Origin of the sequence: Saccharothrix syringae (assembly GCF_009498035.1) — a bacterium.
Classification (GTDB): domain Bacteria; phylum Actinomycetota; class Actinomycetes; order Mycobacteriales; family Pseudonocardiaceae; genus Actinosynnema; species Actinosynnema syringae.
Map to the genome: position 1 here is coordinate 10,603,209 of NZ_CP034550.1, position 20,524 is coordinate 10,623,732.

The 20,524-nt window shown below is 73.0% G+C and carries 19 protein-coding genes; 9 read left to right on the forward strand and 10 right to left on the reverse strand.

Features of this window, described 5'->3' with window-relative positions; genetic code table 11:
* Positions 1 to 87 precede the first annotated feature (87 nt).
* From EKG83_RS45130 to phoU, 6 genes are all read left to right on the forward strand, one after another.
* Positions 88 to 612, forward strand: coding sequence for a macro domain-containing protein (locus EKG83_RS45130; protein ID WP_228122436.1), 525 nt, complete (start codon positions 88 to 90; stop codon positions 610 to 612).
* A 409-nt stretch (positions 613 to 1,021) separates the two neighbouring features.
* A complete protein-coding gene (gene dusB / locus EKG83_RS45135; protein ID WP_033428425.1) occupies positions 1,022 to 2,170 on the forward strand; it encodes a tRNA dihydrouridine synthase DusB in 1,149 nt (382 codons plus the stop codon).
* Positions 2,163 to 2,621 carry a hypothetical protein gene (locus tag EKG83_RS45140; protein WP_051764634.1) on the forward strand — a complete coding sequence of 153 codons (459 nt, stop codon included), beginning with the start codon at positions 2,163 to 2,165 and terminating at the stop codon, positions 2,619 to 2,621. The genes dusB and EKG83_RS45140 overlap by 8 nt, the downstream gene beginning before the upstream one ends.
* Positions 2,622 to 2,804: 183 nt before the next feature.
* Positions 2,805 to 3,668, forward strand: a complete 864-nt coding sequence (locus EKG83_RS45145) for a GGDEF domain-containing protein (protein WP_033428423.1) — start codon at positions 2,805 to 2,807, stop codon at positions 3,666 to 3,668.
* A 1,260-nt stretch (positions 3,669 to 4,928) separates the two neighbouring features.
* The gene (locus EKG83_RS45150; RefSeq protein WP_153278819.1) at positions 4,929 to 7,769 is read left to right on the forward strand and encodes an LCP family protein; all 2,841 of its coding nucleotides are present in this window, start codon (positions 4,929 to 4,931) and stop codon (positions 7,767 to 7,769) included.
* An 81-nt stretch (positions 7,770 to 7,850) separates the two neighbouring features.
* Positions 7,851 to 8,519 carry a phosphate signaling complex protein PhoU gene (gene phoU, locus EKG83_RS45155; RefSeq protein WP_033428422.1) on the forward strand — a complete coding sequence of 223 codons (669 nt, stop codon included), beginning with the start codon at positions 7,851 to 7,853 and terminating at the stop codon, positions 8,517 to 8,519.
* On the opposite strand, the gene EKG83_RS45160 is transcribed toward phoU, so the two are convergent.
* The 10 genes from EKG83_RS45160 to EKG83_RS45205 all read right to left on the reverse strand — a co-directional run bounded on the left by EKG83_RS45160 (position 8,516) and on the right by EKG83_RS45205 (position 18,341).
* Entirely contained in the window at positions 8,516 to 9,313 is a 798-nt protein-coding gene (locus EKG83_RS45160) for an ESX secretion-associated protein EspG (RefSeq protein WP_033428421.1), read from the reverse strand. The genes phoU and EKG83_RS45160 overlap by 4 nt on opposite strands.
* Positions 9,310 to 10,857, reverse strand: a complete 1,548-nt coding sequence (locus EKG83_RS45165; protein WP_153278820.1) for a hypothetical protein — start codon at positions 10,855 to 10,857, stop codon at positions 9,310 to 9,312. Before EKG83_RS45165 ends, EKG83_RS45160 begins: the two co-directional genes overlap by 4 nt.
* 18 nt (positions 10,858 to 10,875) lie before the next feature.
* Positions 10,876 to 11,424, reverse strand: a complete 549-nt coding sequence (locus tag EKG83_RS45170; protein ID WP_084716031.1) for a DUF3558 family protein — start codon at positions 11,422 to 11,424, stop codon at positions 10,876 to 10,878.
* A gap of 16 nt (positions 11,425 to 11,440) precedes the next feature.
* Positions 11,441 to 11,800, reverse strand: coding sequence for a hypothetical protein (locus EKG83_RS45175; RefSeq protein WP_228122437.1), 360 nt, complete (start codon positions 11,798 to 11,800; stop codon positions 11,441 to 11,443).
* A 599-nt stretch (positions 11,801 to 12,399) separates the two neighbouring features.
* Positions 12,400 to 13,176 (reverse strand): phosphate ABC transporter ATP-binding protein PstB, encoded by a 777-nt coding sequence (pstB, locus tag EKG83_RS45180; protein WP_033428418.1) that lies wholly within the window; start codon positions 13,174 to 13,176, stop codon positions 12,400 to 12,402.
* Between the two features lie 10 nt (positions 13,177 to 13,186).
* The gene (gene pstA, locus EKG83_RS45185; protein WP_033428417.1) at positions 13,187 to 14,104 is read right to left on the reverse strand and encodes a phosphate ABC transporter permease PstA; all 918 of its coding nucleotides are present in this window, start codon (positions 14,102 to 14,104) and stop codon (positions 13,187 to 13,189) included.
* On the reverse strand, positions 14,101 to 15,156 hold the full coding sequence (gene pstC / locus EKG83_RS45190) for a phosphate ABC transporter permease subunit PstC (RefSeq protein WP_033428416.1): 1,056 nt from the start codon (positions 15,154 to 15,156) through the stop codon (positions 14,101 to 14,103). The genes pstA and pstC overlap by 4 nt, the downstream gene beginning before the upstream one ends.
* 34 nt (positions 15,157 to 15,190) lie before the next feature.
* On the reverse strand, positions 15,191 to 16,312 hold the full coding sequence (pstS, locus tag EKG83_RS45195; RefSeq protein WP_033428415.1) for a phosphate ABC transporter substrate-binding protein PstS: 1,122 nt from the start codon (positions 16,310 to 16,312) through the stop codon (positions 15,191 to 15,193).
* A gap of 194 nt (positions 16,313 to 16,506) precedes the next feature.
* Positions 16,507 to 17,385 (reverse strand): mycothiol synthase, encoded by an 879-nt coding sequence (gene mshD, locus EKG83_RS45200; RefSeq protein ID WP_084716029.1) that lies wholly within the window; start codon positions 17,383 to 17,385, stop codon positions 16,507 to 16,509.
* Between the two features lie 203 nt (positions 17,386 to 17,588).
* Positions 17,589 to 18,341 carry a response regulator transcription factor gene (locus tag EKG83_RS45205; protein ID WP_033428414.1) on the reverse strand — a complete coding sequence of 251 codons (753 nt, stop codon included), beginning with the start codon at positions 18,339 to 18,341 and terminating at the stop codon, positions 17,589 to 17,591.
* Positions 18,342 to 18,570: 229 nt separating this feature from the next.
* Between EKG83_RS45205 and EKG83_RS45210 the strand changes: the two genes are divergently transcribed.
* From EKG83_RS45210 to EKG83_RS45220, 3 genes are read left to right on the forward strand one after another with little or no spacing between them, the layout of a single operon-like run.
* Positions 18,571 to 19,257 carry an alpha/beta hydrolase family protein gene (locus tag EKG83_RS45210; protein WP_228122438.1) on the forward strand — a complete coding sequence of 229 codons (687 nt, stop codon included), beginning with the start codon at positions 18,571 to 18,573 and terminating at the stop codon, positions 19,255 to 19,257.
* Positions 19,254 to 20,057 carry an LmeA family phospholipid-binding protein gene (locus tag EKG83_RS45215; RefSeq protein ID WP_033428412.1) on the forward strand — a complete coding sequence of 268 codons (804 nt, stop codon included), beginning with the start codon at positions 19,254 to 19,256 and terminating at the stop codon, positions 20,055 to 20,057. The genes EKG83_RS45210 and EKG83_RS45215 overlap by 4 nt, the downstream gene beginning before the upstream one ends.
* Entirely contained in the window at positions 20,054 to 20,488 is a 435-nt protein-coding gene (locus tag EKG83_RS45220) for a TlpA family protein disulfide reductase (RefSeq protein ID WP_033428411.1), read from the forward strand. Before EKG83_RS45215 ends, EKG83_RS45220 begins: the two co-directional genes overlap by 4 nt.
* Positions 20,489 to 20,524: the final 36 nt, after the last annotated feature.

Genomic DNA, 20,524 nt, shown 5'->3' on the forward strand with positions numbered 1-20,524 from the left:
GTCTTCACGTCGTGGGTGGGGCGGAGATCTTTGCGCCGTGGGTGAAGCGTGGTCGGCCGGCCGCGCGGCCGGTGCGACGATCGGCCGGTGGCGCGCTTCGTGACGGACGTCGAGGTCGTGCGCGGTGACATCACCGCGTCGCGGATGGACGCGGTGGTGACCGCCGCCAACGAGTCGCTGCTGGGCGGTGGCGGGGTGGACGGGGCGATCCACCGCGCGGCCGGGCCCCGGCCGGCGGAGGCCGGTGCGGCGATCGCGCCGTGCCTGCCCGGGGACGCCAAGGCGACGCCCGCGTTCGACCTGGCCCCGGTCCGGCACGTGATCCACGCGGTCGGCCCGGTCCGGGAGGGCGGCGGGTACGGCGAGGCCGAGGTCCTGGCCTCCTGCTACCGCCGGTGCCTGGAGGTGGCGGACGAGGTGGGTGCGCGCAGCGTCGCCTTCCCCGCGATCGCCACGGGCGTCTACGGCTTCCCGGCGGACCGGGCTGCTCGGATCGCGGTGGCGACGCTGCGGTCCACGCCGACGTCGGTGGAGCGGGTGGAGCTGGTGGCCTTCGACGAGGAGACCGCCACGCTGCTCGACCGCGCGCTGGCCGACCACGCGGCGAGTTGAGGCGGCTGGCCCGCGACCGCCGGCGGACTGGGCGGCTGGCGCGACCACTGCGGATCGGACGGTTGGCCCGCGACCACCGCGGACTGGGCGGCTGGCCGCGCGCACGGTTGGGCCCACGTGCCGGCGCTGTGGGCCGACGAGGGGGCCACCGGGCGTTCCTGCGCGACCGGCACAACGCGGTGGCGACGTCCGGCGCCGGCCGTGGGCGCCCGCGATGGCCGCATCAGGCACGTCAGGCGTGTTGGCCGCGTCAGGCGTGTTGGGTGTGGCTTCACGCGCCTGGCCGGCGCCGAAGCCGGCTTCACCGGCCTGACCGGGCACGTCCTGCCGCCGGAGCCCTCGCGGTGGGTGGCCGGAATCGGCTGATGTGGCACCCACCACTCCCGGCCCTGGGCGACAATGGAGGGCGATGTCCACCGCCCTGCACGCCACCAAGCCCCTGAAGATCGGCCGCCACCTGGTCGACCCCGCCGTCGTGCTCGCGCCGATGGCGGGCATCACCAACGTCGCGTTCCGGCAGCTGTGCCGGGAGTTCGGCAGCCCCACCTCGCTCTACGTGTGCGAGATGATCACCGCGCGGGCCGTTGTCGAGCGCGACTCCAAGACCATGCAGATGATCACCTTCGGCGAGCACGAGCGGCCGCGGTCGATGCAGCTCTACGGGGTCGACCCGACGTCGATGACCGAGGCCGTCAAGATCATCGTCGGTGAGGACCGCGCGGACCACGTCGACATGAACTTCGGCTGCCCGGTGCCGAAGGTCACGCGCAAGGGCGGTGGGGCGGCCCTGCCGTACAAGCGGCAGCTGTTCCGGCGGATCGTGCGCGCCGCGGTGCGGGCCGCCGAGCCCGCGGGGGTGCCGGTGACGGTCAAGTTCCGCATCGGCATCGACACCGACCACCTGACCTACCTGGACGCCGGCCGCATCGCCGAGGACGAGGGCGCGCGCGCCGTCGCCCTGCACGCGCGCACCGCGGCCCAGCGCTACTCCGGCCAGGCCGACTGGTCGGCCATCGCGCGGCTCAAGGAGGCCGTCACCAGCATCCCGGTGCTCGGCAACGGTGACATCTTCAGCGCGCGGGACGCCCTGCGCATGGTCGCCGAGACCGGCTGCGACGGCGTGGTCGTCGGGCGCGGCTGCCTGGGGCGGCCCTGGCTGTTCGGGGAGCTGCAGGCGGCGTTCCGGGGCGAGCCGCTGCCGCCGGGGCCGCGGCTGGGCGAGGTCGGCGCGGTGCTGCGCAGGCACGGCCGCCTGCTGGCGGACTTCCTCGGCGAGGACAAGGGCGTGCGCGACCTGCGCAAGCACGTGGCCTGGTACCTGAAGGGCTTCCCGGTGGGCGCGGAGCTGCGGCGGTCGCTCGCCATGGTGTCCACCCTCGCCGAGCTGGACGACCTGGTCGGCAGGCTCGACCCCGACCTGGAGTTCCCCGACAGCGCCGACGAGCCGCGCGGCCGCCAGGGCTCGCCCGCGAAGGTCGTGCTGCCCGAGGGCTGGCTCGACGACCCGGAGGACGCCACTGTGCCCGCCGGCGCGGACGAACTGCACTCGGGTGGCTGACGTGGTCGCGCGCGGCGCGGCGCTCGCGGCGTGCCTGCTCGCGCTGACCGGGTGCGGGTCGCGGGTCGCGGGCACGCCGCGACCCCTCCAGGTCACCGAGCTGGAGCGCGAGCTGGTCGCGGGCTACTTCACCGACCTCAACGACGCGGGCGCGCAGGGCGACGCCGAGCAGCGCGACCTGCTGCGCGACACCCAGCACCCGGACTTCGTCGACGAGGGGTGCGAGCTGCCGTCGGGCACCATCCGGGTGCAGCCGACGATGTCCACGCTGCGCCTGGACCCGACGTGGACGCCGCCCGGCGAGGACGAGCACCCGCGCGGCGTCGTGCTGGTGGTGGCGGTGACGCTGACCGTGCTCCAGGACGGGGCCGAGGTGGGCAGCCAGATCGGCTCGCAGCACGTCGTGCTGCTCAACGGCAAGGCATACGGCTTCGCGCCCTGCGTTAACTGAACCGGGCCCGCACAGGCCGGTGAACACGCTGAGCGAGCGATTCGCCGGTCAAATCACGCAATGTCACCGCTTCGGAGCAGTGCACGGTCAACCAGTAGAGGGAAATCCTTCTGTGACGCGTCCCGCCGGCTCAAGCGCCGCGTCGTATCAGACGACACCTTGGCAAGTAGGGAGGTGAGCACGATGACCGCACTGCGACCCGAAGTCGCCGAATTCGACCGCGACGGTCGCCCCGCGCCGGAAGCCGTCGCGACCGACGGCGAGGGGCCCGGCCTGGTGCAGCTGCACGAGTCCATCGCCACGCTGCTCGCCTCCCGCGGCCAGTGGCGGCAGGCGTACCAGCACCTGCGCTCCGCGTTCGACCTGGTCTACGCCGACCAGGACGACCAGCCCCAGGTCCCCGAGCAGCTGCGCCGGGAGGTCGACCGGCTGCGCCGGGAGCACGCCGAGGCGCGCGAGCAGAGCCTGCGCGACAGCCTCACCGACAGCTACAACCGCCGCTACCTCGACGAGCGCCTAGTGGACATCGTCGCCGAGCGCGGTTCCATGGCGGCCGGGCTCGCCATCGCGCTGATCGACCTCGACTGGTTCAAGCAGGTCAACGACAACTTCGGGCACCTGCTGGGCGACCGGGTCCTGCAACGCGTGGTCGAGCTGCTGCAGGAGGACCTGCCCGAGGGCGGCTTCTGCGCCCGCTACGGCGGCGAGGAGTTCGTCCTCGTGCTGCCGGACGTCACGGCCGCCGCGGCGGTGGAGGTCACCGAAGCCGCGCGCCTGCGTGTCGAGCGTCACGCCTGGGCTTCGCTGGCGCCGGGATTGCGCGTGACCGTCAGCATCGGGTTGGCTTACGAGCCGCCCGCCGGGGACTCGTCGACGCGTCCCCCGGTCGCCCCCGAGCAGCAGCTGCTGCGCGCGGACAGCCTGCTCTACACGGCCAAGCAGTCCGGACGCAACGCGGTCGCCTACCGGGAGAACGGCCGGGTCCGGCTGGCGGGAGCCGCTTCCGGGCGACGCGGGATAGCCGAACCACGGGTCGCCGGTTACTGACACCGAACGGTTACTCACCCTTTCGGGCGTAGTCTGCTGCGCGTAACCGAGTAGGTCCGACCCCTGTATCACGGGCAGTGGTCGTCAGGACTGGCGGTCATCCGTAGTATCGCCAAGGCAAGTGACACGCCGTTGGTGCAACCACTGTGTCCTTGCTGTCGTCAACTCGTGATGACGACCCGCTAATGACCGACGCTGAAGGGAGACCGGGTGCCCGACGAGCCCCGCCGCGGTGGCACCGGACCCGGAGGTGACCAGGCCCCCCAGGACGACCAGCCGACCGGCCGCCGACGCAGGTCGCTGGACGGTGGTGGGCTGAGCGTGTCCGACCTGCTGGAGCAGCACAGCCGCACGGACATCCCGCGGCCTGTGCCCCCGGCCGGCGGTCGCCGCGCCGCGACCGAGCCGGAATCGGAACCGGAGCAGCCGCGCGGACCGCTGGGCGCCCGGTCCGCGGAGCGCACCGGGCGGCGGGCCGCGCCGGAACCCCCGGGCAGGCCGGACTTCTTCGCCCCCGAGGACACCGGAACCCGACCCCCGCCGGCCAACGGCGCGCCACCCGCCGAGCGCAGGCGTGGTGCGACGCCCCCCACGAACGAGTACTTCGCCCCCGCCGAGGGCACCGGCACCCGCACGCCGCGACCGCACCCGGAGGAGACCGGGCGCCGCCGCCGTGCCGAGGACCGCGACTTCACCGAGGCCCCGCGACCGGCGAACGGGTACCCGGGCGGGCCCGAGCACCGGCACGACGCCGGTGCGGCGCGGCCGGGCGAGGTGGACGGCGAGCCGAGCAGGCGGTTCCCGGTGGCCGGGCGGAGCGCGGAGGGCACCGGTCGACGGGCCCGGCCCGAGGTGCCCGGTGGTCTGCCGGTGCGCGGGCCGGAGGGGATTGCCGACCCGGGCAGGCGGTTCGTCGAGGAACCGGGTGCCGGCAGGCGCGCGGCCGATGAAGTCGGCGGTGGTAGGCGCGCGGCCGAGGAGCCGGGTATTGGTAGGCGCGCGGTCGATGAACCCGGCACCGGCCGGCGTGCGATCGACGAACCCGGCACCGGCCGGCGCGCGGCCGAGGAGCCCGGGTCTGGCAGACGGGCGGCCGACCCGCCGATCCCCGGTCGTCCCGGCAGGCGAGCCGCCGACCAGCCCGCACCGGGCAACCGCTTTCCCGATGGTCCCCCACCGGCCCCCCAAGGCACGCGCTTCCCCGACGAGCCCGCGCTTCCCGGCCGCCGCCCGGCGGACGCCGTACCCGGCGGGCGCCCCGTGGACGAGCGCCCGGCCGCGGACCAGGGCAGGCGGTCGGCGGAGCCCCCGCGCCGCCCGGCCGACGGTCCGCCGCTGCCGATCGACCCGCGCGTCGCCAACCCCGGCGGTGTGCCGGGCCACCCCGCCGAGGCGACCGGTCGACGTCACGTGGACGCGCCGCGCCCCACCGAACAGCACACCGGGCAGCGCCCGCGCCCGAACGTGCCCGTCGACGGCCCGGCGGCCGAGGGGACGGGTCGACGGCCCTACCCCGCCGGCCCGGGTCCGCGCCCCGAGCACGTCGACGGCCCGCGCCACCCCGGTGAGGAAGCACCCCCCGGCGCCATCGGACGCAGGCTGGCCGACGGCAGCGGCCCGCGCCGCCTCGCGGACGGGTCCACGCCGGACGCGCCCGGTCGACGCCTCCCGGACGGCAGCGGCCCGCGCCGCTTCTCCGACGGCCCGGCCCCCGACGGCACCGGCCGACGCCCGCGCCCCGAACTCCCCGCCGACGGCCCGCGCCGCCTGGCGGACGGCCCGGCACCCGACGCACCACGTCGCCTGGCCGACGCGCCCGAGGGCACCGGCCGACGCCCGCGCCCCGAGATCCCCGCCGACGGCCCGCACCGCCCCGGACCTGACGCCACCGGTCGGCGCCCCGTCGACGGTCCGCGCCCCGAAGCGCCCGGCCTGCCCGGCGAGGACGGCCCCAACGGCCGCCGTCTGCCCGACGGCAGCGGCCCGCGACCGCGGCCCGAGGACCTCAACGGTCCCCGCCGCCTCGCCGACGGCCCCGCCCCCGACGGCAGTGGCCCTCGCCGTCCGGTCGACGGCCCCGCACCTGACGGCCCCCGCCGCCTGGCCGAAGGCCCGGCTCCCGACGGCACCGGCCGACGTCCGCGTCCCGAGGTCCCCGCCACCCCCAACGCCCCCCGCCGCCTGGCCGACGGCCCGGCACCCGACGGCCCCCCGCGCCCCCCGGGCGACGCACCCGGCCGCCGCTTCGCCGAGGACCCCGCGGAACCGCAGCCCCCGGCGGCCCCCATCGCCGACCGCCTCGGCACCGGCAACACCAGCACCGGCAACACCAGCACCGGCGGCCCGGAACCGCGGGACCAGATCGACCCGATGAGCCTCACCACGGAGATGGAGGCCATCAGCGACGACGTCAAGAAACGCCGCGAGGTCGACCACACCCTGGCCCGCTTCTCCGCCGTCCACGACGAGCTCGCCGAGCAGGAGCGGCTGCGCAAGGAGCGCCTGCAGAAGCTCCTGCCGTGGAAGTCCGACCAGGACGAGGACGCCACCGAGTACGCCTCCCCGGTGGACGACCCGGACGACGGCCGCCCGCGCCGCCGCGTCCGGTCGGCCAAGCACAGCCGAATCGTCAAGGCGGTCAAGGCCGTCGCGCTGACCGCGGCCTCGCTGGTGTTCGTGTCCACCGGCGTCGGGTGGGGCGCGATGCTCTACATCGACAGCAAGATCGTCGAGATCGAGGCGATCGGCTCCAACTCGGCCGCCGTGCACGAGGCGGAGAAGCAACTGGGCGACGAGAACTTCCTCATCGTCGGCTCGGACACCCGCGCGGGCGCCCGGCCGGAGGACGGCGTCGGCGACGCGGCCACGGAGAAGGGCGCGCGGTCGGACGTGCTGATGCTCGCCCACATCCCGGCCGACCGGAAGCGCATGGTCATCGTCTCCGTGCCGCGCGACGTCCAGGTCGAGCGGCCCGAGTGCGAGCAGTGGGACCCCTCCACCGGCCAGTACACCGGCGTCAAGCTGGACCGCGAGAGCGACGTGAAGGCCAACGAGCCGTACGCGGTGGGCGGGCCGCAGTGCGTGGTCAAGTTCATGACCGAACTGACCGGCCTGGAGATCAACCACTTCATCAGCGTCGACTTCAACGGGTTCAAGGGCATGGTCGACGCGGTCGGCGCGGTGACCGTGTGCTCGCGCAAGCCGATGATCGACGAAGAGCTGGGCGTCATCTTCGACAAGGCAGGCAAGTACGACATCAACGGCGACAAGGCGCTGGACTACGTGCGCGCCCGCAAGGTCGGCGGCGAGCTGTTCGGCGACTTCGACCGCATCGCGCGGCAGCAGCAGTTCCTGTCCGCCCTGCTGCGCAAGGCGCTGTCGTCGGAGATCCTGCTGAACCCGGGCAAGCTCAACGCCTTCCTCAACGCGTTCGCCGCGGCCACCGTGGGCGACAACATCGGCGTCAACGACATGCTCACGCTGGCGCAGTCGCTGCGCACCCTGGAGGCGGGCCGGGTCAGCTTCGTCACCGTCCCGCACACCACCCAGGAAGGCCCGACGCTGGACACCGGGGACAACATCGAGGTGCTGGACCTGCCGGGCACCAAGAGGCTGTTCCAGACCATCATCGACGGCACGCCGCTGCCCAACGAGGCGCCCGCGCCCGAGGACCCGGCCAAGACCTCGACCGCACCGGCCCCGAAGCAGGGCGCGGTGATCGACCCCAAGGGCCTGAAGATCCAGGTGCGCAACGGCGACCCGGACGCGGACGGCGCGGCGGGCACCGCGAGCGACGAGCTGACCGCGCTGGGCTTCGAGGTGGTGATCAGCGGCAACGGCACGCCCTCCGACAAGACGATCATCAAGTACCACGTGGGCGGCGAGGACATCGCGACGACGCTGCAGGCCGCGGTGCCCGGCGCGACGCTGGTGCCCACCCCGTCGATGGGCGGCGCGGTGGAGCTGCTGATCGGTTCGGACTGGGACGGCGTCATCCGCGCGCCCCAGGCGGGCGGCCAGCAGGCCCAGCCCGGTCAGGCCACCCCGCCGCCGGCGGACGTGGAGGTCGTCAACGCGGCGCAGGACCCCTGCGCGGGGTAGGGCGGACTGGACGTTTCGGGTTCACCGTCGGTTCACCCGGGTGGGTCGCTAGCGCGATGACCTGGCCGTAGGCTGTCGGCCATGCGCGAGGCTTACCACGACCAGCTCGGACAACTCGCCGCCGAACTCGCGGACATGTGCGCGATGGCGGGCGACGCCATGGAGCGCGCGACGAACGCGCTGCTGGGGGCGGACCTCGCCCTCGCCGAGCAGGTGATCGGCGACGACGCCAAGATCGACGACATGCGCGCCAACATCGAGGAGCAGGCGTACGCGCTCCTGGCGCTGCAGGCGCCGGTCGCGACCGACCTGCGCATCGTGCTGGCGGTGATCCACGCCTCGGAGAGCGTCGAGCGCATGGGCGACCTGGCGCTGCACGTGGCCAAGGCCGCGCGCCGCCGCCACCCCAACCACGTGCTCTCCGACACCGTCGAGCCGTACTTCGCCGAGATGGGCCGCATCGCGGTGCACCTGGCGCGGGAGGCGACCGGGATCATCCGCACCCAGGACGTGGCGCGGGCGCGGTCGCTGGAGGACGACGACGACGCCATGGACGACCTGCACCGCCACCTGTTCACGGTGATCATGGACAAGGAGTGGGCGCACGGCGTGCCGTCGGCGGTGGACACCACGCTGCTGGGCCGGTTCTACGAGCGGTTCGCCGACCACGCGGTGTCGGTGGCCAAGCGGACGGTGTTCGTGGTCACCGGCCGGATGCCCGGCTACGGCGGCAGCTCCGACGAGGTCTAGTTGAGCAGGCCGTTCAGCTCCTGGGCGAGCTGGGCGGCGATGCGCGCGTTGTCGGCGGGGGCGTGGGTGAGCCACTTCCGGCCGTCCTGCCCCTGCCGCGTCTGCGACATGTAGCGGCCCTGGTCGTTGTCGAACCACGCGACCTGGGGGGCGCGCTGCTCCCGGCCGTGCCGGCCGCGCACCGTGACGCCGAACTGGCCGGCGCGCAGCCGGGGGCGCTCGAACACCGCCTCCAGCGCGCGGACCTGCGTGCTCGCGGTGGAGCGCGGCGCCATGGCGCGGGTGAACGTGGCGTTGCCGAAGTCCTCGTCGCGGGGCCGCGGCGGTGGCGGCGCGGACGACGGCATCGGCACGGTGACCGACTGGCCCGGGCCCGGTCGGGTGTTCGGGACGAGGTCGACGAGCCCGCGCACCAGCCCGGCGGAGCGCAGCAGGTCGACCTTGATCTGCCGGTCGTCCATCACGGCGAGCGCGGCCCGCTCACCGGCCGCGCCGCCGCGGGCCAGCAGCTGGCGCTCGACGTTGCGGGGGTCCAGCGAGGCGACGGCGTTGACGCAGAAGTCGAAGCGCACCAGCAGGTTCAGGGCCTCCTCGACCTCGGGCGCGACCCGGCCGCGCCGGGCCAGGCCGCGCGACTCCAGGTCGCGGTAGACGGCGTCGCGGATGCCGCGCCGCTCGTCCAGGGTCTGCCCGAGGTAGGGGAAGTCGAACGGGTACGGGCGGCTGCCCAGCTTCAGGTCCTCCCACAGCATGTCGGCCGCCGCGTGGGACAGGGCGAACGAGAACACGGTCACCCGCCGATGACCGGCGGTGCGACCATGGTGCCGTCACCGAAGACGTCCTCGGTCTCGACCAGGTACGAGGCGGACTTGTGCTCCTTGTCCTCCTCGCCGCGACCGCCGCCACCGGCACCCGCGCCCATGCCGCCCATGCCCGCGCCGGCGCCGCCGCGACCACCGGCCGCGCCGGGACCGCCGAGCCCGCCGCTGCCGCCCGGCCCGAAGCCGGCGGCACCCGACCGGCCCGACTCGCCGAGCGCGCCGGAGCTGCCACCGGGCCCGAAACCGCCCAGCCCACCGGCACCGAGCCCACCACGACCACCGGCGGCCGCCAGGCCACCGGGACCGCCGAGGCCACCGCCACCGCGACCACCGCCCATGCCTGGGCCGCCACCGGGTCGGCCGCCGGGGCCGCCGGGACCGGTCGGGAGACCGGGGCGCGTGCCGCCGGGCCGGGTGCCGCCGGGCACGCCGGGGCGCTGCTGGCCGGGGCCCGTGCCGGGCGGGTAGGTGCCGGGCGGGTAGGTGCCCGGGGGGAGGCCGGGGGTGTTGGGCGGGTTCACGCCGCCACCACCACCGCCACCGCCGCCACCGGGGAGGGTGCCGGGACCGGTCCAGCTCGGGTTGGTGCTGCCGCCGCCGCTGCCGCCACCGCCGCCGGGCAGGTCGCCGAACCCGCTGCCCGACCCGGTGCCGTTGCCGCTCCCGACGCCACTGGGCACGGTGGGGCGACCGCTGATCTCGCCGGTGCCGGTGTTGCTGCTCTCGCCGTTGGCGCCGCCGCCGGACATGGCGGGGGGCGAGGTGAAAGCCGGGGTGTTGGACGCCGACTGCTGGTAGTTCGTCGACAGCTCCGTCATGACCTCGGCGGCTCGCTCGTGGGCCTGCTGCTTCTCCTCGAACTTCTGCTCGATCTTGTCGATCGTCTCCGCCCACTTGAACGGGTTCGGTTCGGAGAAGAACATCCGGTAGGCGTCGGCGGTGCTGAAGTCGACCGGCTCGGGCATCGCGTTCTTGGCCGTCTCGGCCGCGCTGCTCTGCGTGTAGACCCGGTTGCCCATGAGTTGCGCGCCCTGGGCCGTGTTGCCGGACCAGGCGGCGACGTTGGTGAAGTAGGTCTGCGCCGCCTCGGCGGCTTGGCCCCGCCACGCGCCCTTGCTGGCCTCGGTCGCCTTGGTGAGGTTGTCCTGCAGGCCGACGAGGGTGTTGCCGACCTTGTTCCACACCTCGCCCTGCTGGTTCACCATGACCGGGTCCATGTCCTCGCTGACCATGGACTTGAGGGCCTTGTGGTCGTACCCCATGTAGTACGGGCACGCCGAGGGCATCGGCGGCCGGTACTGCTCGACGTCCTGCTCCAGCTCCTGCTGCTGCCGGGCCTGGTACTGAGCGGTCTGCTGCCGGTACCGGAGGTAGTCGTCGAAACTCGTGATGAAACCGAAGACGCCGGGGTTCTCGTCACGCGCCCGTTCGTACTCGGCACGCAGCTCGGCCTCGGTCTGCCCGGCGTAGGTGGTCGTGGTCGCCTGGTTGTCCTGCGGCGAGTTCGGCGGTGTCACGGACCTGTCCCCCTTCGGCTACTTGGGCAAAGTCGGTTCGACGGCGTTGGCGAGTTCGGTCGCCGCGTCGCACGCCGCGTCGAGCGACGCGGGCGCCGAGGCGACGAAGTCGACCCGCGAGTCGCCGGTGACCTCGACGGACACCATGCAGGCGGTGCTGGAGGACGCCTTGCGCACCAGCTTCGCCTTGCGCGAGGCCACGGTGGTGTCCGTGATCTCCTCCTGGCCCGCACCCCTCGCCTCCGCGATGCCCTGCGTCGGCCAGGCGGTCACCCCGATGAGGATGCGGTCCGGGTTCTGAGCGGTGCACCGCTGCTCGCCCTTGTCCTCGATCTTCGTGAGGTTCAGCCGCGCGGCCACGCCTTCGAGTGCCCCGCAGGAGTCGAAAGCGGCCAGCGAGCCGCCCCCGGAACCGGGAGTCGTGGTGGGCGCCACCCGCGAAGTGCTCGACGTGGTCGCGCCCGTCTCCGGCGACGGCGTGCCATCCCGGGGCTCGTCGGTGCAGCCCGCCAGGACGAGTCCCAGCACGGCGAGCGGCAACACGACCCGAGTCGCCGAAATCCTCATCAACCGACCCTTCACGTCAGTAGCGCTGGTACGTGCCCGCGGCGGAGCCGTCGATCTCACGGTAGTTCTCGACGGCCTTCTGCATGGCGAGCCGGGCTTCTTCGAGCGCCGCCTTGAGGTCGTCGATGGCCTTGATGATCCCGGTGGTGCCGGCACCGCCGTTCACGTTCTCCAGGTTGTACTCGCTCAGGGACTTCCCGTCCGGGCTCGTGCCGAGCTTCGGCTTGTTCACCAGGTCCAGGATGTCGAGGTCCACCTCGGCGAGCTGCATCTGCGCGTCCTCGATGGCTTTGATGTACGCCTGGGCGCCGTCCTGGCTGATGGCGAACGAGCCGGACTCGGCGGCCTGCTTCAGACCGACCATGTTGGTCGTCATCGCCTGCATGGACTGTGCGCTCCACGCACCTTCCGACGCCACGACTACCCCCTGCGAGTCTGCCGATCCCAGCGGTCACCGTACCCCCGAAAGGGGTACGGTGTCCCGATTTTGACGACCGGCGTGCGTGGCCGGTTCCCCTGTCACCCGAAAGCGCACCGACTTCCGCTGCAGGTGAAGGGCCGCCGCGGCGACGAAGAAGGTCAACCGGTCCGCACGTGCCGCCCACCCGGGCGGCTGCGGCTCGACGGCGGCACCGCCGTCCCGCTCCGGATGGCGACTGCGCACGCGGTGCGGGGATCGGACCGCCCGGCCACCGACCGAAGCTCCTCGCACGAGTTGGAGGCCGCGGTCACGTCACCGGCAGGAGCGGACGTGGTAGCCGGTGCCACCCGCGGTGTGAACGACGCGGAACGGGCAACGCCCACCTCCGCCGATGAAGAGCTCACGGCGATCAAACCCGACAACGCCGACGCCGGAACAGCACGCGTCGACAGCCCTGCGCTCAACCGGCCCGGCCCTGTTCGACCTCTCCGTCCCCGAACGCGCGAAAAGCCCTCCCACCTGCGGCGGGAGGGCTTTTCGAAGCAAGCGCGAGATCAGCCGAAGCGGCCGGAGATGTAGTCTTCCGTGGCCTTCTGGCTGGGGTTGGAGAAGATCTTCTCGGTGTCGTCCACCTCGATCAGCCGCCCCGGCTGGCCCACGCCCAGCAGGTTGAAGAAGGCGGTCTGGTCGGAGACCCGGGCCGCCTGCTGCATGTTGTGCGTGACGATCACGATCGTGTAGTCCTTCTTCAACTCCGTGATCAGGTCCTCGATCGCCAGCGTCGAGATCGGGTCCAGCGCGGAGCACGGCTCGTCCATCAGCAGCACGTCCGGCTGGACCGCGATCGCCCGCGCGATGCACAACCGCTGCTGCTGGCCGCCCGACAGCCCACCGCCGGGGCGGTCGAGGCGGTCCTTGACCTCGTTCCACAGGTTGGCCCCGCGCAGCGAGCGCTCGGCCACCTCGTCGAGCTTCTTCTTGTTCTTCAGCCCGGCCAGCTTGAGCCCCGCCACGACGTTGTCGCGGATCGACATGGTGGGGAACGGGTTGGGCCGCTGGAACACCATGCCGATGGTCCGGCGCACCTGCACCGGGTCGACGGCGGAGGCGTAGATGTCCTCGCCGTCCAGCAGCACCTTGCCCTCCACGCGCGCGCCGGGCGCCACCTCGTGCATGCGGTTCAGCGACCGCAGCACCGTGGACTTCCCGCAGCCGGAGGGGCCGATGAACGCCGTCACGCTGCGCGGCGGCACGGCCAGGGAGACCCCGTCCACGGCGTGGAACTTGCCGTAGAAGAGGTTGAGGTCCTTCACGTCGATGCGCTTGGCCATGACCGCCCGCTCACTTCGTCTTCGGAGCCAGCCACCGCGAGACCACGGTCGCCAGCAGGTTGAACAGCGTGATGATGATGACCAGGGTGATCGCCGCACCCCAGATCCGCTCGAAGCCCGCCTGCGTGGGGTTGTTCCGCTCCGAGGTCATCAGCAGCGGCAGCGAGGCCATCGGGCCGTCGAACAGGTTGTAGTTGATGTACGGCGCGTACGCGGCCAGCACGAGCACCGGCGCGGTCTCGCCCATCACGCGGGCCAGGGCCAGCATGATGCCGGTGACGATGCCGGACAGCGCGGTCGGGATGACGATCTTCACGATCGTCTTCCACTTCGGCACGCCGAGCGCGTAGGACGCCTCGCGCAGCTCGTCCGGCACGATCTTGAGCATCTCCTCGGTGGTCCGCACGATCACCGGCACCATGAGCAGCACCAGCGCCAGGGACACCGCGAAACCGCTGCGGCCGAAGCCGAAGTAGGCGATCCACAGCGTGTAGATGAACAGCGCGGCCACGATGGACGGCACACCGGTGAGGATGTCGACCATGAACGTGGTGACGCGGGACAGCCTGCTGCGGCCGCCGTACTCCACCAGGTACACGCCGACGAACAGGCCGAGCGGCACGGACAGCACGCCGCACACCAGGCCCTGCGCCAGGGTGCCGTAGATCGCGTGGTACACGCCGCCGCCCTGCTGGCGGGACAGCAGGCCGGACAGCGACTTCTGCCACCAGTCCGGGTCCAGCACGACCGGGAGGCCGCGCTGGACGACCACCCACAGCACCCAGATCAGCGGCACGATGGCGACCAGGAACGCGCCCCACACCAGCGCGGTGGCGACGCCGTTCTTCAGCTTCCGGGTGCCGCTGATGCTCTGGAACGTCGGCGGCGTCGCCAGGCGGTTGAGGTCCGCCGTGTCGGTCGCTGTCATTCGTACTCCTTGTGACCTGCGACGATGGCCCGGGCGATGGCGTTGACGCCGAAGGTCAGCACGAACAGCACCAGACCGGCGGCGATGTAGGCGCCCGCGGTGCGCGGGTCGTTGAACTCCGGCGCGGCGAGCGCGATCTTGGACGCGAACGTGGCGCCGCCGTCGAACAGGCTGCCGGTGAACGCCGCGCCGGTGCCGCTGAGGATGATCGTCAGCGCGATCGTCTCGCCGAGCGCGCGGCCGAGGCCGAGCATGGAGGCGCTGACGTAGCCCGCCTTGCCGAACGGCAGCACGGTGGTGCGCACGACCTCCCACTTGGTCGCGCCGAGCGCGATGGCGCCCTCGACGTGGGTGACCGGGGTGCGGTCGAACACCTCGCGGCTGACCGCGGTGATGATCGGCAGGATCATGACGGCCAGCACGATGCCGGCGGTGAAGATGGTGCCGCCCAGCTCGATGCTGACGTTGCCCTCCTTGAACAGGAAGAACCAGCCGAGCTTGTCGGTCAGCCACTCGCCGATCGGGGTCAGCACCGGGCCGAGCACCAGCAGGCCCCACAGGCCGAAGATGATCGACGGCACGGCGGCCAGCAGGTCGATGACGTAGGCGAACGGCCGGGCCAGCCTGCGCGGCGCGTACTGCGTCAGGAACAGCGCGATGCCCATCGCGATCGGCATCGCGATGACCAGCGCGAACGCGGACGACACCACGGTGACCAGGAGCAGGTCGAGGATGCCGAACCGCATGTCGTTGACGTCGCCGGTCGACCACTCGCGGCTGGTGAGGAAGTTGACCTGGTCCAGTCCGAGGGACGGGATCGCCTGGAGCAGCAGGAAGATGCCGATCGCGGCGATCAGGACCACGATGAAGATGCCGGACCCCGTGGCGAGGCCCGCGAAGACCCGGTCGCCCGGGCGGACGTGGGTCTTCTTGTCGGCTTCCGCGGTCGGGGGAATCGGGGCCTCCGAGTCGGGTCGAGTGGTCGGAACGCCCTCGCGGGCACCGGTCGAACCGGTGCCCGCGGGGCGGTTGGCCACGGTGCGTTCGTTCATCGCGCCGGCGCTGTCCGGTGGTCTGCCGACCCGGTCAGGCGATCGCCTTGATGGCGGTCAGGAGCTTGTCCTGGAACGCCTTCGGGAGCGGAGCGTAGCCCGCGTCCGCCAGGCCCGCCTGGCCGTCGGTCGCCGCGACCGTGAGGAACGCCTTGACGGCCTTCGCGGTGTCGGCGTCGTAGCCCTTCGAGCAGACGATCTCGTAGGTGGCCAGCAGCAGCGGGTAGGCGCCCGCGGCGCTGGAGCCGTAGATCGAGTTCAGGTCGAGCACCAGGTCGTTGCCCGAGCCCTTGACGGTCGCGCCGTCGATGGCCTTGCCGACCGACTCGGCGTTCAGCTCGACCGCGCCCGCGCCGTTGTCGATCTTGGCGAGGGACAGCTTGTTGTCCTGCGCGAACGACAGCTCGACGTAGGTGATGGCGCCGTCGACCGAACCGGCGGCCTGCGCGACGCCGGCGGACTTCTCCTTGCCCTCGCCGACACCGCCCTTGAACTGCTTGCCGTCGCCCTGGGTCCACGCGCCCTTCGAGGCGGCGGTCAGGTACTTCTGGAAGTTGTCCGTGGTGCCGGACTCGTCCGAGCGGTAGACGACCTTGATGTCCTTGTCGGGCAGCGAGGCGCCGGAGTTGAGCGCGGCGACGGCCGGGTCGTTCCACTTCTTGACCGTGCCGTTGAAGATCTTGGCCGCGACCTCGCCGGTGAGGGTCAGGTCGGTCACGCCGTCGAGCTTGTAGCCGATGGCGACCGGGCCGAAGACCAGCGGGAGGTGCCACGCCGGGTTGCCCTGGCAGCGCTCGGCGGCACCGGCGACCTCGCCCTTGCTGTCGGACAGCGGCGAGTCCGAGCCGCCGAAGTCGACCTGGGCGGCGATGAACTGCTTGACGCCCGCGCCGGAGCCCGAGGCGTTGTACGCCAGGTCGGAGCCCGAGCAGCGCTGCTGGTAGGACTGGATGAACGTGTCGATCGCGTTCTTCTGCGCCGAAGAGCCCTCTGCGCTCAGCTTCGACTTGCCACCGCACTCGACGGGCGTCGACGACTCGCCGGCCGTCTGCGCCGCGCCGCCCGCGGGGGTGTTGTTGTCACTGCCGCACGCGGTGAGCAGAAGCGCACCGGCCGCGATCAGGCCGAGAACGGCACCGTGCCGCTTGGTCTTCACCTGGGTCCTCCAGCTACGGAAGCGGATTGCGGCGCGATCGTCCCGCCGCTCGGCACGGACGGTAGGCAGCGAGGGTGGACAAGCCACCAGGAGAAGATGAACGGAAGGTGAACACCACACGGGAGGTGACGGGTCACACCACCAATCGAGTGATCCCGTGACCTGCGCGTTTGCATGGCGTGACCGGTCTGTCACTACCGGGCGTACTGGACGTCCGAATCCCACCTCGTAAAGCCCAACCGCGTGTACACGGCCAGTGCCGGGGCGTTGTCGGCCTCGACGTAGAGCATCACCTCGGCCTGCCCGCCGGCCGCCAGGTGCCGCAGCCCGGCGAGGGTCAGGGCCCTGCCCAGGCCGCCGCCCTGCGCGTCCGGGTCGATGCCCACTACGTACACCTCGCCCAGCCCGCCGCCGTGGACCTTGGTCCAGTGGAAGCCCAGCAGCCGGTCGTCGGCGTCGACGGCGAGCAGGAACCCGGCCGGGTCGAACCAGGGCTCCGCCTCCTTGCGCCGCACGTCCTCCGCGCTCATGGCGCCCTGCTCGGGGTGCCAGGAGAAGGCGCGGCGGTTGACCTCGACCACGGCCGCCTCGTCCCGGCCGGGTTCGAACGCGCGCAGCCGCACGCCCGCGGGCAGCACCGGTTCGGGCAGGTCGGGGCCCAGCGGGCGGCGCAGCCGCAGCAGCTCGCGGACCGCCCGGAAGCCGGCCTTCGCGGCCAGGGCCCGCTGGGCGGGCGTGCCGCCGTGGGCCCACACGCGCAGCGGCTCGGCGCGGCCGGCGGCGGCTTCGAGCAGGGCCGTGCCGATGCCGCGGCGGCGGGAGTCGGGGTGGACGGCCAGCTCGGCGACCCGGTTGCCGTCGGCGTCGCCGAGGAGGTCCAGGTGCAGGTAGCCGACGAGCGCGCCGCCGTCGTGGACCAGCAGGTGGTCGCTGCCGCGCGCGCCGGGGCGCAGCCTCAGCAGGACGGCCTCGCCGACCGGCGCCACGCCGTCGGCCGCCTCGGCGGCCGCGAGCAGGGCCGTGACCTCACCGACCTGCGCCGGCACGAGTTCTTCGAACCACCCGGATTCCACGCCGTCGAACCTAACCGAAGCCTCGACGCGGTGCCGCACCCGAGACGCTCGGCGCACCCCGCCGCGAAACGCCCGCCCCGCCGCGAGGCCGCGTCGGTAGGTCGCGACTCGTTTCCCGGCGATCACGCTCTTCGATCGTCGGGAAACCAGTCGCGAACTGCCGACTTCCAGGCGGCCGAGCCGCCGCGCCGGAGGCGCGGCAATCAAGCGCGGAAGATCAGCTCCGCGTCGTCGATGCTCGTGTCCTGGGCGTCGATGTGCTCGACTCGGCGGGCGCTGCCCGGGCGCGGCGGGCGGACGAACTTGTAGCCCACGTTGCGCACGGTGCCGATCAGCGACTCGTGCTCGGGGCCGAGCTTGGCGCGCAGCCGCCGGACGTGGACGTCCACGGTGCGGGTGCCGCCGAAGAAGTCGTAGCCCCAGACCTCCTGGAGCAGCTGCGCGCGGGTGAACACCCGGCCTGCGTGCTGCGCCAGGTACTTCAGGAGCTCGAACTCCTTGTAGGTCAGGTCGAGCGGGCGGCCGCGCAGGCGCGCGGTGTAGGTGGCCTCGTCGATGACCAGCTCGCCGAGCTGGAGCGAGCCGTCGCCGCCGGTCTGCGCGGTGCCGCGCCGGGAGCGCACCAGGCGCAGCCGGGCGTCCACCTCGGCCGGGCCGGAGGTGGGCAGCAGGATCTCGTCGACGCTCCAGTCGGAGTTGACGGCGACCAGGCCGCCCTCGGTGACGATGGCCACCACGGGCACGTCCACGCCGCTGGAGTCGAGCAGCCGGCACAGGCTGCGCGCGGCGACCAGGTCGGCCCTGGCGTCGACCAGGACGATGTCGTGGGGGCCCGCTTCCAGCAGCGCCGAGACCTCCGGGCGCAGCGGGCGCACCTCGTGCGGGAGGAGCGACAGCGCGGGGAGGACCGCCTCTGGGTCGGAGTCGGTGGTCAGCAACAGCACGTCGATGCTCATCGCGGCGCCCTCTCGTTCGGCCGGTGCGCGGTCACCGACCCAGGCGAGCGAAGTACGGTGACCGGGGCCCCGTTGCCTGCGGATGACGGAGACAATACCGGTGCGCACGTCAAAAGACCCAGGTCAGCAGGTCGGGGTCACAGTTGTTTCCACAAGCGTCACGCCTGTTACATCCATGTCACACGACGCCGTTCCCCTGCACGGTGTGCACGTGAGGTGCGCACGTTCGGTGACGGAACTGGCCTTCGTGGTCGGTCACGGCTTCACCAACCACGTACGAAAGCCCTACGTGCACCGGGTGCTGCGGCGGTTCGCGCGGCACGGCGGGGTCGTCGCGCTGGACTTCCGGGGGCACGGCCGTTCCGGCGGTCGGTCCACGGTCGGCCGCGACGAGGTGCACGACCTGGCGGCCGGCGTTTCGCTCGCCCGCCTGCTGGGGTACCGACGCGTGGTGACCGTCGGGTTCTCCATGGGCGCGTCCGTCGCGCTGCGCCACGCGGCCCTGCACGGGGACCGGCCGGACGCCGTGGCGGCGGTCAGCGCGCCCTCGCGCTGGTGGGTGCGCGACACCCCGGCCATGCGCCGGGTGCACTGGCTGCTGGAGCAGCCGCACGGCAGGCTCGCCGCCCGCGCGCTGGGCGTGCGCCTGGGCCCGCCGTGGACCGCGGTGCCGGAGAGCCCGCTGGAGGTGGTGCACCGCATCGCGCCCACCCCGCTGCTCCTCGTGCACGGCGAGCACGACCACTACTTCGGCCCGGCCCACGCGGTCGCCCTGCACCGGGCCGCGGGCGGCGACGCGCGGCTGTGGCTGGAGCCGGGGGTGCGGCACGCCGAGTCGGCGATGACCCCGGCTCTGGTAGACCGGATCGCGACCTGGCTCGACCACAGCTCCCGGGGGAACGGCGACCGACCATGACCACCACCCAGACCAAGCGCCGCCCCACCCGCGGCCGCAAGCTGATCATCGCCGCCCTGGTGCTCGGCGCGCTGCTGGTCGCCGCGGACTTCGCGCTGGCCGCGGCGGGCGAGTACCAGGTCGCCCAGCGGATGCGCCAGCAGTTCCGGCTGGGCGAGGACCCGTCGGTCCGCATCAACGGCTTCCCGTTCACCACCCAGGCCCTGGCCGGCGACTACCGGGACGTGGAGATCAGCGCCAGCGGCGTGCCGGTCGGCGACCAGCTGCGCGACCTGGAGATCCGGGCGAACCTGCACCACGTGCGCATCGGCCTGTCCGACCTGCTGTCGGGCAACACCGCCAACGCCCGGATCGACCAGGTCCGGGGCAGCGTGAAGATCCAGGCCGCCGACCTGAACCGGCTGGTCAACCAGGTCACGCCGTTCAGCGACATGGCCATCGAGCCGGACAACCGGGTCGAGCCCGCGGCCGGGCGGCAGCCCGACCCGTCGACGGCGGCGGTGAAGCTGTCGGGCAACACCACGGTGGCCGGCCGCAAGATCCGCCTCGCCGCCTACGGCACGGTGTCCCTGGTCGACGGCCAGGTGGCGCTCGCGGTCGACGACGTGGAGCTGGACGAGACGTCGCTGGCCGGGCTGGACGCGGTGCTCGGCGCGGTGCGCCAGGCGCTGAGCGTGACCATCGACCCGGGCGTGCTGCCGTTCACCGTGACGCCGACGGCGGTCCGGGTGGAGAGCGGCGCCTTCACCGTGGAGGGCACCGTCAACGACATCCCGCTCGACCAGGGCAACGGCCGATGACCGGGGTGTGGGCGCTGCTCGGCGCGGTCGCGGTGGTGGCCGTCGTCGGCCTGGTGCTGCGGGCCCGCGAGGGCCGCGTCCGCCGCGCCGCGCCGCGCGCCGTGGCCGCCGACCTGCCCGGCCCGGTGCGCGACCTGCTCGACGCCCGCACGCCGGTGACCCTGGTGCAGCTGTCCACCGCGGTCTGCGCCAACTGCCGGCGGGCGCGGGAGGTGCTGGCCGACCTGGCCGACCGCACCGAGGGCGTGCGGCACGTCGAGCTGGACGTCACCGACCTGCCCGGGGTGGCCCGCGACCTCGGGGTGATGCGGGCGCCCACGACCATCGCGCTCGACCCGTCCGGCGGCGAGCTGCTGAGGGTGGGCGGCGTCCCCCGGCCGGACGCGCTCGCGGCCGCCCTGCGCCCGCACCTGCCTCATTCGAACGGGTGAACCTGGGATTTCCCACCAGATGGGCGGCACTCCCGA